This window comes from Pseudomonas sp. K5002 (assembly GCF_013386655.1).
Classification (GTDB): Bacteria; Pseudomonadota; Gammaproteobacteria; order Pseudomonadales; family Pseudomonadaceae; genus Aquipseudomonas.
The window spans coordinates 1-13639 of sequence record NZ_JACARK010000043.1; the positions used below are offsets into that span (position 1 = coordinate 1).

Below are 13639 nucleotides of genomic sequence, written 5' to 3' on the forward strand. Positions count from 1 at the left end.
CTCCTGCAATACCCGCAGCAACTTGGCTTGCAGGCCCAGGGGCATTTCGGAGATTTCGTCGAGCAGGATGGTGCCGCCGTCAGCCTGTTCGAACTTGCCGGCCTGCGCCGCGATGGCGCCGGTGAACGAGCCCTTCTCATGGCCGAACAAGGTGGCTTCGAGCATGTTGTCGGGAATGGCCGCGCAGTTGATCGCAATGAACGGCTGGCTGGCACGATGGGACTGCTGGTGGATGTAGCGCGCCAGCACTTCCTTGCCGGTACCGGACTCGCCGGAGATCAATACGGTGGAGTCGCTGCGGGCGACACGGGCCGCCAGCTCCAGCAATTGCGCACTGGCCGGTTCGAAGGCAATCGGGCCTTCACCCTCTGCAGCGCCCAGGGTGCCGAGGGCATGCCGGGCGACCAGTTCGATCAAGGCTTTGGGTTCGAAGGGTTTCACCAGGTAATCCGCAGCGCCCTGACGCATGGCGTCGACGGCACGCTCCACGGCGCCGTGGGCGGTCATCAGCAGCACCGGCAGTTGCGGCTGGCGCGCACGCAACAGGCCGAGCAACTGGTGTCCGTCCATGCCCGGCATGTTGACGTCGCTGACCACCAGGCTGAAGGACTCCTGCTCCACCGCGTCCAGGGCTTCTTCGGCAGAACCGACCGCCCGATAGTCATGGCCCGCCAGCAACAGCGTGTCAGCCAATGCTTCACGCAGGGCGCGATCGTCTTCAACCAATAAAACCTTGATAGCCATGACCTTTTACTCCGCGCTGACGGCGCATGAAAACAGCGGCAGCGTGATCAACGCGCACGTGCCACGACCCAACCGGGAATGCAGCTGCAATTCTCCCTGATGTGCACGGGCGACTGCCTTGACCACGGTCAGGCCCAGGCCGGTCCCGTTGGTCTTGGTGGTAAAAAAAGGCTCGCCGAGGCGCTGCAGCACTGCCGGGTCAATCCCGCTGCCGCTGTCGCTGATGCTCAGGCGCAGGGTCTCGCCACGGTTGTACAGGTGCACCTTGAGCCGCGCCCCGGGGCCGCTGGCCTGGGTCGCGTTTTCGATCAGGTTGAGCAGCGCGCCCACCAGGGTGTCGCGGTTGCACAGCAACTCGCCGTAATGGCTGTCGCACTGCCAACGGACTGACGCTTCCTGGATATGAGTGGCGGCCGCCGCTTGCAGGGACTGCATCAAGGCGGCCGGGGTGACGCGATCGGTCAGCGGCAATTCGCCGCGGGCAAACACCAGCATGTCGCGCACCTGATGCTCCAGTTCGTGCAGGCGCTCCTTGAGGCGACCGGCAAAACGCTGGTGGGTGGCGGCGGGCAATTGCTCATCAGTCAAATGACTGGCGTAAATCAGCGCGGCCGACAATGGCGTACGAATCTGGTGGGCCAGGGAAGCGACCATTCGCCCCAAAGACGACAAGCGCTCATGACGGGCCAACTGGTCTTGCAGGTGCCGGGTTTCAGTCAGGTCGTTGAGCAACACCAACTGGCCGGGCTCGGCATCCAGGGAACGCGTGGCGATGGACAGGCGGCGCCCATCCTTGAGGGAAATTTCGTGGCCGTCGTCTTCCCGCGGGGCAAAGCAGCGGGTGATGACCTCACGCCACAGCTCGCCCTCCAGCGGCAGGCCAAGCATGTTGCAGGCCGCCGGGTTGGCTTCGCGCACACGGCCCTGCTCGTCGATGACGATCACGCCACCGGGCAACAGGTCGAGGAGGTTTTGCAGACGGTTGGCCAGTCGCTCTTTCTCGGCCAGCTCTTCCATGCGCTGGGCACTGACCACGGCCAACTCGCCTTTAAGCTCGGAAACCCGGGCTTCCAGCAGGCTGTAGGAGTCAGTCAACTGGCTCGACATCTGGTTGAACAGGGAAAAAGCCTGTTCAAGCCCCAGACGGCTGATCTGCTCTACGGAGGGGGCCGGCCCCTGAGTGTCAGGGACCGAAGATAGTTGGGCGGCGTGGGGCATCATGCTCTCTCGCTTGGCTGACCGTCAGTTAAACGGAACGTTGCGAGTGCTGTAGCAATACCCGTGCCTAAAAAAATAGGCTTAGTTTTCAGTCAGTTGAAAAACAGGCGTCAATCATCCGCCTGTTCATCACCTTCCTTGCGACTCATGCCGTACTTGCGCATCTTCTCCACCAGGGTGGTACGCCGGATGCGCAGGCGCTCGGCGGCACGGGCGACGATACCGTTGGCGTCGTCGAGTGCCTGCTGGATCAGGCCTTGTTCGAGGCTGCCGAGGTAGTCCTTCAAGTCCAGGCCTTCCGGCGGCAGCATGGCGGTGGAGCCGAAGTCCGGCGTGTGGCCGTTGATGGCCACGCGCTCTTCCAGGTCGCTGCGCAGGCTGTCCACCAATTGCTCGTCTTCGTCGTCGACGTAGCGGAATTTCTTCGGCAGCTCGACCACGCCGATCACCCCGTACGGGTGCATGATCGCCATGCGCTCCACCAGGTTGGCCAACTCGCGGACGTTGCCCGGCCAGCCGTGGCGACACAGTGACATGATCGCCGCCGAGTTGAAGCGAATCGAACCACGCTTTTCGTGTTCCATGCGCGAGATCAGCTCGTTCATCAGCAACGGGATGTCTTCGACGCGCTCGCGCAGGGGCGCCATTTCGATCGGGAATACGTTGAGGCGGTAGTACAGGTCTTCGCGGAAGCTGCCGACCTCGATCATGCTTTCGAGGTTCTTGTGGGTGGCCGCGATGATGCGTACGTCGACGCTCTGGGTCTTGTTGCTGCCCACGCGCTCGAAGGTGCGCTCCTGCAATACCCGCAGCAGCTTGACCTGCATCGGCAGCGGCATGTCGCCGATTTCGTCGAGGAACAGGGTGCCGCCGTTGGCCAGTTCAAAACGCCCGGCACGGCTGGTGATCGCCCCGGTAAAGGCACCCTTCTCGTGGCCGAACAGTTCGCTTTCCAGCAGTTCTGCCGGGATCGCCCCGCAGTTGACCGGCACGAACGGCCCGTCACGACGCTTGGAATGGTAGTGCAGGTTGCGTGCGACCACTTCCTTGCCGGTGCCCGACTCGCCAAGGATCAGCACACTGGCGTCGGTGTCGGCCACTTGCTGCATCATCTGGCGCACGTGCTGGATCGCACGACTGGTGCCGACGAGGCTGCGGAACAGGTTGGGTTCGCGGTGACGGCCGCGCTCGCGGGCCTGGTCGTACATCTCGCGGTAGACCTGGGCACGGTGCAGGGAGTCGAGCAATTTGCTGTAGCTGGGGGGCATTTCAAGGGTGGAGAGCACGCGGCGGCGCTGGTCTTCCGGAAGGTCCACGGAAGAAATATCGCCCATCAGCAACACCGGAAGGAACTCATCCCAGGTCGACAGTGTCTTTAACAAGCCCAGAACTGCACCAGGAGCGTTTACCGTCCCGATCAGCACACAAATGACTTCGCGGCTCGACGACAAAGAGCTGACCGCCTGCTGCCAGTCGTGGCTGCCACAGGGTAGATTTTCTTCGCCAAGAAAATTCAGGATCACCGCCAGATCGCGGCGCCGAACGCTATCGTCATCGATCAGCAGAATTTTGGTTTCACGCCACATGCAATAGCAACTTCCCTAGTAAAACTCTAATGCCCTCGAGTTGGGGCAATCTAGATTGCTGTAGGCATTTTCTGCGCTACGGCTTTCTGACGTCTGAAAATAGCACTAGTTAAGTCAAAAAATCGTGCACAGTCAAATTTATGACGCGCGGTGTTCGGATTAACTGAGCCTTCAGCCGAACATATGGTAAACCTTTGACGCATGTTTAGCTCGGTTGAACTGCGACATCTCTTCGAAAATAGCCTGTCGCTCCCCTGTCGTCGCCTCAAGCAACTGCTGGTAGACCGAAAGCAAGTCTTCCAGTTTTGCCCGAATGGCTGCCTCATCCGCCGAATCCTCGTTGAGCGCAGCATCGATCAACGCGCGGCAGCCCAAATCCAGTTCGCCGATCGCCCCCCAGTTGCGTTCAGCCAACGCCTCGGACAGCGCCTCACGGGTCTCGTCGATTTTTTGCAATGCTTGGCTCATGACATCGTCCTCAGGCCTTACGGCCTACTGTACCTCTGTGGCAATACCATCCCAGCCTTCCTTGAGCGTAATCATCAGACCTGCGACCTCATCGATCATCGCAGCGTCATTCTGACGGTTGGCTTCCAGCAGGCGCATGGTCATGAAGGCATACAGGTTATCCAACTGCTGCAGTGCAATCGGGTCCGGAGTCTTCTCGGGGTTCAGGCCGTCACGCAACCCGACGAGGATGTCCACCGCCTTGCCCAGCATCAACCCCTTCTGCGCGATATCACCGCGAGCCATCGCACCCTTGGCCTGCGCCATACGATCCAGTGCGCCTTCCATCAGCAACTGCACCAGGCGGTGCGGGCTGGCTTCGGAGATCTGGGCGTGGGTGTTGACCTTCTGGTATTGGCGAAGGGCTCTCATGGGATTCATGTTTCTACCTCGTGACAGGCGACAGCTAAAAGGGTGGACGCTGATTATTATGTCGACGGCGTTACACAAAACTTTAGCCCGCCTGGCGCTTTGACTCAGCGCCTTCGGCGGGCTTTATCCATCCGCCAATCAGGTGGACTTCGGATTGTTCAGCGAGTTGAGGGTGGTCATGACGCTGTCGCCTTGAGCCTTGAGCTGCGCAACCAGGGAGTCCATCGCGTTGTACTTAACCGTCAGGGAGGCCGTCAGGGCATCAGAGCGCGTGTTCAGGGCGGTCTGTTGGTTGGTCAAGTCCCTGAGATTGTCCTGCAGGGTCGTGGACTTTTGGGCGAACACCCCGGTCTTGCTCAGCGCAAAGTTGGCGGTGGCATTCGTCAGGCTTGCCAACAGCCCTGTGGGGCCAGTGAAGATGCTGTTGATGTCAGAGCCGTTAGTGAGGGCGGCCTTGTCAAACGCCACATCACTGACGCTCAGCGTGCCCGCTGTCTGGTCCGTGGTCACGCCAAACTGCGCCAGGGATGAAAACGTGCCGCTACCGGTCACCGAGTTCATCACATTGCGTATCGACGCCATCATGGTACGCACAGAGCTGTCCCCGGTGAGCGCGCCTGGCGTGACGGAACCGTCGGCATTGGTAGTGACCTGGGTCTCGGCATTCACAGCCTTGACCAACGCCGTGTAAGTGTCCGTGAAACCCTTGACTGCCGACTTAAGAGTGGCGGCGTTAGCAGACACTTTGATCGTCGAAGCGCCGTTAAGGCCGTCGGCAGCTGCCGAAACCCCCGTCAAGGTGATGCTCACACCACTGATTGCGTCGGGCAGGGTATTGCTCGTGGACTCTTGAGGGCTGCCGTCCAGAGTATACACGGCGTTCACCGGTGCCGCGCCCACGACCGTCGCGCCCGTATCCAGGCCCGAGGAGCCCTTGAAGGTGATGTCACTACCTTTACCGGTAGTCGAGGACGTGACCACCAACCGGGAACCGTTGGAGTCGGTCAGGATGTTGGCACTCAAGCCCGAATTGCCGTACTGCGTATTGAGCGAGTCACGCACCTGCTGAAGGGTCCCGCCCGGCGGCACACTGACGCTGTAATCCTTGCCGGATTGGGAGACCGTAAACACCGTCGCCGAAGCCCCGGAATTGACAACCGCCGTCGGCCCACCAGGAATCACTGCCGTGGAGACTTTGGACGCCGTGGCCAAATTGGTAACGTTCAACGTAAAGTTGCCGGCCGCAGCGCCCGGGCCCAGCGTGACCGTCGCGAGCTTGTCGTTCGAAACCGTCGCACTCAGGCCGCTGAAGTTGACGGTCTTGGTCATGTTGTCCAGCGCGCCCCGGAACGCATCCAGGGCCGCCTGGATCTTGCCGATCGAGGTCAGTTGCGCAGTGGATATTTTGGTCTGGCTATCGATCTGCGCTTGCTTGGGTGCGGTTTGCGCCCCCACCAACGACTTCACAAGGCCTTGCACATCGATACCCGTACCCGGGCCGTTGACCGTTAGACCTGCTACGACTGTCATCGTCTTTCTCCTAATCCGGGGCTGATGCTTTATTGACGAATCACGCTCTAGGCAGTTTTCGCAACAAAGTTCATGCCAGTTTAGACCTTGGCGTCAAACAGCAAGCTGCTGGCGTCATGAAGGCTCTGGGCGAGTTTCAGGGCCAATTCCGAAGGAATCTGGCGAATGACCTCACCGCTTTCGGTCGCAATGACCTTGACCACAACCTGGTGGGTGGAGTCATCAATGGAAAAATCCAGTTTGCGCTGGGCAGCCTGGATGAATTCGTTTATGTCGTTGACCGCTTTTTTCAAGTCGGTGTGGCTCGATGGCTGCTGGGCATCTTTCGCGCCAGCAACGGCGTCCACCTTGGGTTTCTGCGGATCGGCACTGACAGGAGCAGGTGCATTCTGTGGCGCTGCCGCAGGGTAAGACAGGTTCAGTTTGACGCTCATGTCCATGACCAATCACCTCATTAGACAAAAGACAAAAGGGCACGTAAACGCGCCCTTCCGTCAGTTACCAAGCGCCGTTATTACTGAAGCAGCTTCAGTACAGCGGATGGCAGTTGGTTCGCCTGGGACAGGATCGCAGTCGAAGCCTGTTGCAGGGTTTGTTGCTTGGTCAACTGAGCGGTTTCAGAAGCGAAGTCAACGTCCTGGATCACGCCACGAGCAGCGGTGGAGTTGTCCGAGATGCTCTGCAGGTTGGCGATGGTGTTGTCGAAACGGTTTTGTACAGCACCGAGGTCAGCACGCTGGGAGTCGATGGTGGACAGTGCCTGGGTCAGCACGTCAACAGCGCTCTGAGCATTGGCAGCGGTGGTCACGTCAGTGTTGCTGACAACGACTTTAGCCGAGTTAACAGCGGTTGCAGTCCCGTCACCGAACACGCCGGGAACGCCGTCGCCAGACAGGGAGTAGCTGGAGCTGGAGTTCAAGGCTACAGCGCCGGTGGCAATCACGTCAGTAGTAGTAGACAGGTTTGCTGCGGTGCCAAACTTGCCATCGCCGCCTTTGGTCTGAACACCGATGGTCGCACCACCAGTGTCAGCTGCGGAGAAGGTGAAGTTCTCACCCGAGTCGGACTTGATCGACAGAGAGCCGGTCGACTGATCGAAGTTAACGCTGATGCCCAGCTTGGCAGCGTTGGAGTTCAGTTGGCCGGCAAGGTCAGCAGCGCTGGTGATGCCGGTGAACGAAACTTTAGGAGCAGTAGTACCGCTACCGACTGTCAGGGTGAACGCTCCGCTTGGAGTGGCCGCCGGGAAGGTAGTAGGCACAGTGAACTTGGCTTCGGTGCTAGCGGTAGCCTGCAGGCCACCGACTGCGCCGTTCAACTGGGCAGCGATATCCTTGGCCGAGGCTTTTGCGGCAATGGTCAGTTCATCAGATACCTGGCCACCACCGGTAACGGTGATTTTGCCGCCTGCAATACCGGCGCCTGGTGTCGGAGCATTGGACAGCAGCTGCTGCGAACCAATGTTGTTAGCCGATACGTTGCCCAGGCTCATGTTGATGGTCTGGTTGGCGTTGGCGCCCACTTGGAAAGCGGTAGTACCGAAAGAACCGTCCAGCAGATTACGACCACCGAAAGTGGTGGTAGAAGCGATACGGGTCAATTCAGAAGTCAGAGCAGCGTACTGAGCCTGGTTCGACTTACGGTCGTCAGCGCTGAGGGAGCCGTTAGCGGACGACAGAGCCAGGGAACGCATGGTCTGCAGAATGTTGGTGGATTGCTGCATCGCGCCTTCAGCAGTTTGCGCGATGGAGTTACCGTCACCGGCGTTCTTGATGGCAACGCCCAGGCCGTTGATCTGGCTGGTCAGACGACCAGCGATTTGCAGGCCGGCCGCATCGTCTTTGGCGCTGTTGATACGCAGGCCGGAGGACAGGCGCTGCATGGAAGTTTGCAGGGCGCTGGAAGCCTTGTTCAGGTTGTTCTGAACGGTCAACGAAGCAAGGTTGGTGTTTACTGTTAATGCCATGACGAAATCCTCGTGGGTGGTGTACTGCGGCTTCCGGCCCTGGCAACCGCCGGGTGTGGCCTAGAGAACCTTCGTAATAGTTATCGTCGTGAAAGCAGGTTGCTTGAGGACTTTTTTGATTTTTTTTACTGGCGCCGTGCCACCCCTTTTAATTCAAGCATTTACGATAGCCCAAACCCCAGCAATTGTTGGCTTTCTGGCGCCAAATAAAAAACGCCCATGATCTTTCGATCATGGGCGTTTTTTTGTGCAGCGCCTTTAAGTCGTCAAGGACGGTGCAAAATCGCCGAGCCCCAGGACAGCCCCACACCAAAACCACTGATGGCGACGCGCTTCCAGGTGGAGTCGAGCATGTGCTTTTCCAGCAGCAGCGGAATGCTTGAGGACACGGTGTTGCCGGTCTCGACCATGTCCTTGATGAACTTGTCCACCGGCGCGTCTTCGAAACGCCGGGCCACGGCGTCGACAATCGCCGCACTGCCCTGGTGGATGCAGAACGCATCGATCTCGTCAGCCTTGAGGTCCGATTCGTTGAGCAGCTCGTGCAAATGCGCCGGCACCTTGAGCAAGGCGAAGTTGAACACCTGGCGGCCGTTCATGAAGAACACGCCATCGCTGACCTTCAAGTGCGGCGCACCGGAACCGTCAGTGCCGAACTTGGACTTGCCCAACTGCCACGGCGCGTCTTCACCCATCCAGGTGGCGGTAGCGGCATCGCCGAACAGCATGGTGGTGTTGCGGTCTTCCGGGTCGACGATCTTCGAGTACGGATCGGCGGTCACCAGCAGGCCATTCTTCAGGCCGGTAGCCTCCATGAAGCCCTTCATCGCATAGATGCCGTAGACGTAGCCCGAGCAGCCCAGGGAAATATCGAAGGCCGCCACGTGCGTCGGCAGGCCCAGCTTGTCCTGGACGATGGCGGCGGTGTGAGGCAAGCCCTCTTCGTCGCCGTTCTGGGTAACGACGATCAGCGCATCGATGGACTCGCGCTTCAAACCGGGGTTGTTGGCAAACAAGGCGTTGACCGCCTCGACGCACAGATCGGAGGTTTCCTGCGCGGCATCCTTGCGCGGCAGGAACGCCGAACCGATCTTGCCAATGATGAATTCTTCATCCTTGGCGAATTTGGCACCCTGGGCGTAGTTATCAATCCCGTCTGCCGGCACGTAACTGGCGATGCTTTTTATGCCAATCATTGTGGCTTCCCAATACTAAATAGCTGGAGAACACCCCGCGAGACACGTCGCCGGGTGCTGACAATAATGGGGATGACCCCGCAAAAAACTCGCCGAAAACCGCCTTTGTACCCTGGCGGCAGGCCCTCGCAGAGACCTGGCGACGACCTATCCTTTTCACACGATACAGTGAAGATGCGCTTTATGACTCACAGGTCACTCAATTTTCTGCGCTTTGTGCGAAACACGGGGACATACAAACGCCAAAAACCACAACGGCCCACCCCGTTTCCAGGGTGAGCCGCCGGTTTGCAGCCGCGGACATCACATTTTGTTGAACAGGCTCAACTGAGAGATTTTCACAAAGGCCAACTGAGAGGCCTGCAGCATGGTTTGCTGAAGCTGCAGGTTGATCGCCGCCTGACCCATGTCGACGTTGCCCAAGGAACTCATGGTGTTGGTATTGGCAGTCCCCAGGCTGGTGTTCTCATCCGTTTGAAGATCCAGGGCATTCTGGCGAGCACCGATGGAGCCGCGCACCTGGTCAATCTGTGAACTGGCGTTGTTCAGGTTGCCGATGGTTTTGGCCACCACATCCTTGAGGTTGTTCTGCGCGACCAGGTTGCCGTCAGCCGGCGTTTCCAGGGCTTTGCGCAATTGGCTCAATGTGTCCAGGGCGTTTTCGTTCTTGTTGCTGACGGCGCTTACCGCAAACTGGTCGCCCGCCCCTGGCGCACCACTGATGTCGAACGTCACGCCGGCCGCGTTGATCGAGGTGGCACCGGCAGCCATGGTGCCGGTCGCGATGGTCTTGCTGTTCGGACTGTAGGGCTGCGCATACACCTCATACGTGGTGCCGCTGGTGAATTTGATCACCGCACCGGTATCAGGGAAGGTGCTGGCGTAGGCCGCCTGATCCGTCACCTGGCCACCGGTCACTTGTGCAGTCGACGCGTTGCCTGGCGAACGCGAAGCACTGAAGGTGTCCGGCTTGGATTGCAGGGTGAACGCCTTGCCCGCCACCAGTGCGTCGGAGTCAGCGCCGGGCGCAACGTCCGCGCCGAGCGTCAGGCTGATATCGAACTTGACGCCGCGCAGGTTGACGCTGGATGCGCCCTCTTTGGTCGCGTCGAAAGTGCCGTTGCCGGGAATCTCCGAGGTAACGTCGTTACCGTCCTTGTCGGTCACGGAATACTGCGTGCTGCTGCTGAAGGTCAGCTTGTAGGGCTGGCCGTCGGTAAAACTCTTGGTGTAGGTGACACCGGAGGTCACCGTGCCCGCCGATACCGCAACCTTGCCGTCATTGACCGCAGGCGGCAACAACGTAGCCTGGGTGCGACCGGTGTTGGTCGAACTTTCCATCATCGACTTACCGGTGTCGCCCCCCGCCATCGACAGATTGTCCGAGATCTGCAAGCTCAGCGGCGTCTCGTCACCCTGATACGTGTAGGTGCCGTCGTTATTGCGGATGTAAGGCGGCGTGTCGGTTTTCGACCCGGAAAACATGTAGTTGCCGTTGGCATCCTTGGAGTTGAGCAAGCCCAGCACCTGGTCCTCAAGCGCGCCCACTTCGCTGGCGATGGATTTACGATCGTCATCGCTCAGGGACTGGTTGGCCGCACGCAGCGCCAGTTCATTACCGCGCTGCAAGGCGGTGTTGATGCTCTTTAACACCGATTCTTCGTTGGTCAGCGAGTTCTGCAGGGTGTTGATGTTGCCGTTGAACTGGCCAAGCATGTCTTTCTGTTGCTGCAATTGCAGCAAGCGCGCGGCGGCGACCGGGTCATCGGAGGCGGTTTGCACCCGGATACCGCTGCTCGCCTGGTCCTGGGCTTTCACCACACCGGAATAGTTCGTCTGGTACTTGCTGGCGCTGGTGTCGAAATACTGCTGTGTAGAAATACGCATCGTCCCAGACTCCTTTAAAGGGCATTAATCAGTGTGCTGAAAGTTTCTTGCGCAGCCTTGATGATCTGCGACGACGCGGTGTAGTACTGCTGGAACTTGATCATGTCACCCGCCTCTTCATCCAGGTTGACCTGGGACACCGAGTTGCTGGCCGCCTTGTTCGCTGCCAACAGCGCACCCGTCGCAGTGGAGTCGGTAGCGGCCTGGCTGGCTTTGGAGCCCACCTGCGACACGAGTCGGGCGTTGGCGCTGACCAGGCTCACACCCGGGCTGCCGTCGCTGGCGCCCACGGTGGCCTTGGTCTGCAAGTCCAGCAATTGCTGGGCGTTGCGGTTGTCGGAGGTGCCCGAAGCGTTGAACGAGAAAGTCGTGCTGTCACCATTGGCAGGCGAGCCGCCGACCGTGGTGTCGAAGTTGAAGCTTTTGCCCGGGATCAACGCACCCGAAGCATCGCGCATCGGTACGTTGATGCTGATCTTGTTGCCCTGGCCCGGGATGATGGTGCCACTGCCGATAGGATTGCCTTGCGCGTCGCTCACCGTATACGACTGGGTGCCGTCGGCGGCCGGCTTGCCAAAGAGCATTTTTACCGGCATGGAGTTTTCGATGCCGGCGCGCAACTGGGCGGTATCAGCGCCGCCATGAATATCCAGCGGCACAGTCAGCTGAGGCGGTGTGAACGTACCGGTGCCGGTGTTGGTCTTGCTTGCGTTCCCCGCCAAGGGGCCCGCGAAGGCGAGCTTGTTGACGTCCTTCAGGTCGACACCGATGCCCGTGGCCCCGTTGGCCGTGGGGCTGACCTTGAAGCTGTCACCGGCAGCCATGGGCCCTTTGCCGTCCAGTGCCAGGGTAAAGCCATCAATCACCGGCGGCGGCGTGGTGGTGGTGTCGAACGAACCCATGGCCTTGCCGTCGGAGCGGACGACGTTGTACTGGTTACCACTGGTAAACGTGACTTTGTAGTCGTAGGTCGTCAGCTGGCTGCTGTCCTTGATCGTGACATTCAGGTTGCCAGACCCCGCGCTGTTGCCGGCGGCCCCTTGGCTGCGCTGGGAAATCGCCGCCGCGCTGTTGATATCGGTGAACAGCGACGAACCGAATTCGCCGTTGAGGTCCAGGCCCTGGCCCAACTGGTTGTTGATCGTGTCTGCCGTGGCAATCGCGATGCGCCCCAGATCATTGATGGCCGGCATCAGCACGTCACTGCGATAGCGCAGCAAGCCACCGATACTGCCGCCGGTGACCACATTGCCAAGGTCAATGGACGAGTCGCCCATCGAGAGCTGGATGGTGTACTGGCTATTGTCGGTGCTACTCGGTACCGCAGAGATATTATTGGATATCCCGCCTTCCACCAGCGACTGCCCCGTACCGGTCGTAATACTGAACTGTCCGTTTTTTTCCGTGGCCGTAACGCCGATCAGCTCGTTGAGCGAGCGCACCGCTTCGTCACGCGAGTCCAGCAGGTTGGCCGGCGCACTGCTGGAAGTCCCCTGGGCCTGGGCAATCTGCTTGTTGAGCGAGGCGATCGAGGACGTCAGCTTGTTGACCTGGTCCGTCATGGTGCTCAACTGACTGTTGATCGTTTGTTTCTGCTGGTTCAACTGGCCGGAAATGGAGTTGAAGCGGTTGCTCAGGGTCTGGGCGCTGGTCAGCAGCAATTGGCGCGCGGACACGTCGCCCGGGGTGGCAGAAGCCGTCTGCGCCGCCGCGAAAAAAGCACTGAGCACCGAAGACATGCCGGTGTTGGAATCCGACAAGGTCTTGTCGATGGCACTGGCCTGGTCCAGGTAGGCGTTGGCATCGCTGTCGAGTGCCGTGCTGTTCTGGTAAGCCGTGGTGAGGAACTGGTTGTACACCCGACGCACGTCCGCCAGGGTCGTACCGGTGCCGATAAATACGCCGCCGTAGGCGTTCGACGCATTCGCGGTCTGAGCGCTCTGTTGACGCGAGTATCCCGGGGTGTTGACGTTGGCGATGTTGTTACTTAAGACCGACAACGATCCCTGGGCGGCATTGAGCCCCGACATCCCGATATTGAGCAAACTCATGATTCAGACCTTATAAATGAGTGGAAGCGCCCGCGGCAGCGTAGTTCTGGTAGCTGTTCATCGTTTTTGCGATCTGCGAAATCTTGCTGGCGTAATCCGGGTCGGTTGCATAACCGGCTTTTTGCAACTCGCGCACAAACTGTTCCGGGTTGTCGGCTGATTTCACAACTTCTTTATAGCGATCATTGCTTTGCAGCAACGTGACCAGGTCATGGAAGCTGTCCTGGTAGGAATTGTAGGAACGGAACTGCGCCGTCTCCTTGACCATCGCGCCATCGCGAAACTCGCTGGTGATCGCCCGGGCCTGTTCGCCCTGCCAACTCTGGCCGGCCTTGATACCGAACAGGTTGTGGCTGCTGGTGCCGTCCTCGGCACGCATCACCGATTTACCCCAACCGGTTTCCAGGGCGGCCTGGGCCACCAGGTAGCGTGGATCGACGCCAATCCTCGCAGCGGCCTGCTTGGCCATCGGCAACATGGTGGCGACAAATTCATCCTGCGAGCTGAAGGCTTTCTTCGCCGGTGCCAGCGGTGGCTGGGCGACGGCGCGGCCGTAAACCTGCATCTGCCCGCGAGGCGGTA

The 13639-nt window shown here is 59.6% G+C and carries 12 protein-coding genes; all 12 read right to left on the reverse strand.

The window, feature by feature from the left end; all coding sequences use genetic code 11:
- Positions 1–744: sigma-54 dependent transcriptional regulator (locus HX846_RS02480; protein WP_178964921.1), on the reverse strand; the 744-nt coding region annotated here is incomplete at its 3' end.
- Between the two features lie 6 nt (positions 745–750).
- Positions 751–1962, reverse strand: a complete 1212-nt coding sequence (locus HX846_RS02485) for a PAS domain-containing sensor histidine kinase (RefSeq protein WP_102604700.1) — start codon at positions 1960–1962, stop codon at positions 751–753.
- 110 nt (positions 1963–2072) lie between these two features.
- Complete coding sequence (locus HX846_RS02490) at positions 2073–3548, reverse strand: sigma-54 dependent transcriptional regulator (RefSeq protein WP_003214588.1); 1476 nt, start codon at positions 3546–3548, stop codon at positions 2073–2075.
- A gap of 171 nt (positions 3549–3719) precedes the next feature.
- Positions 3720–4016: a hypothetical protein gene (locus HX846_RS02495; RefSeq protein ID WP_008434847.1), complete on the reverse strand. Its 297-nt coding sequence runs from the start codon at positions 4014–4016 to the stop codon at positions 3720–3722.
- 24 nt (positions 4017–4040) lie between these two features.
- Positions 4041–4436: a flagellar export chaperone FliS gene (fliS, locus tag HX846_RS02500; protein WP_003214591.1), complete on the reverse strand. Its 396-nt coding sequence runs from the start codon at positions 4434–4436 to the stop codon at positions 4041–4043.
- 129 nt (positions 4437–4565) lie between these two features.
- Positions 4566–5957 carry a flagellar filament capping protein FliD gene (gene fliD / locus HX846_RS02505; RefSeq protein ID WP_102369675.1) on the reverse strand — a complete coding sequence of 464 codons (1392 nt, stop codon included), beginning with the start codon at positions 5955–5957 and terminating at the stop codon, positions 4566–4568.
- An 80-nt stretch (positions 5958–6037) separates the two neighbouring features.
- Positions 6038–6397, reverse strand: coding sequence for a flagellar protein FlaG (locus HX846_RS02510; RefSeq protein WP_102369676.1), 360 nt, complete (start codon positions 6395–6397; stop codon positions 6038–6040).
- Positions 6398–6471: 74 nt separating this feature from the next.
- A complete protein-coding gene (locus HX846_RS02515; RefSeq protein ID WP_102369677.1) occupies positions 6472–7923 on the reverse strand; it encodes a flagellin in 1452 nt (483 codons plus the stop codon).
- A 266-nt stretch (positions 7924–8189) separates the two neighbouring features.
- Positions 8190–9119: a ketoacyl-ACP synthase III gene (locus HX846_RS02520; RefSeq protein ID WP_008434856.1), complete on the reverse strand. Its 930-nt coding sequence runs from the start codon at positions 9117–9119 to the stop codon at positions 8190–8192.
- Positions 9120–9422: 303 nt separating this feature from the next.
- A complete protein-coding gene (locus HX846_RS02525; RefSeq protein ID WP_003214602.1) occupies positions 9423–11006 on the reverse strand; it encodes a flagellar hook-associated protein 3 in 1584 nt (527 codons plus the stop codon).
- 14 nt (positions 11007–11020) lie between these two features.
- Positions 11021–13057: a flagellar hook-associated protein FlgK gene (gene flgK, locus HX846_RS02530; RefSeq protein WP_102604682.1), complete on the reverse strand. Its 2037-nt coding sequence runs from the start codon at positions 13055–13057 to the stop codon at positions 11021–11023.
- A 10-nt stretch (positions 13058–13067) separates the two neighbouring features.
- On the reverse strand, positions 13068–13639 hold a 572-nt coding region (gene flgJ / locus HX846_RS02535), incomplete at its 5' end, for a flagellar assembly peptidoglycan hydrolase FlgJ (protein ID WP_178964922.1).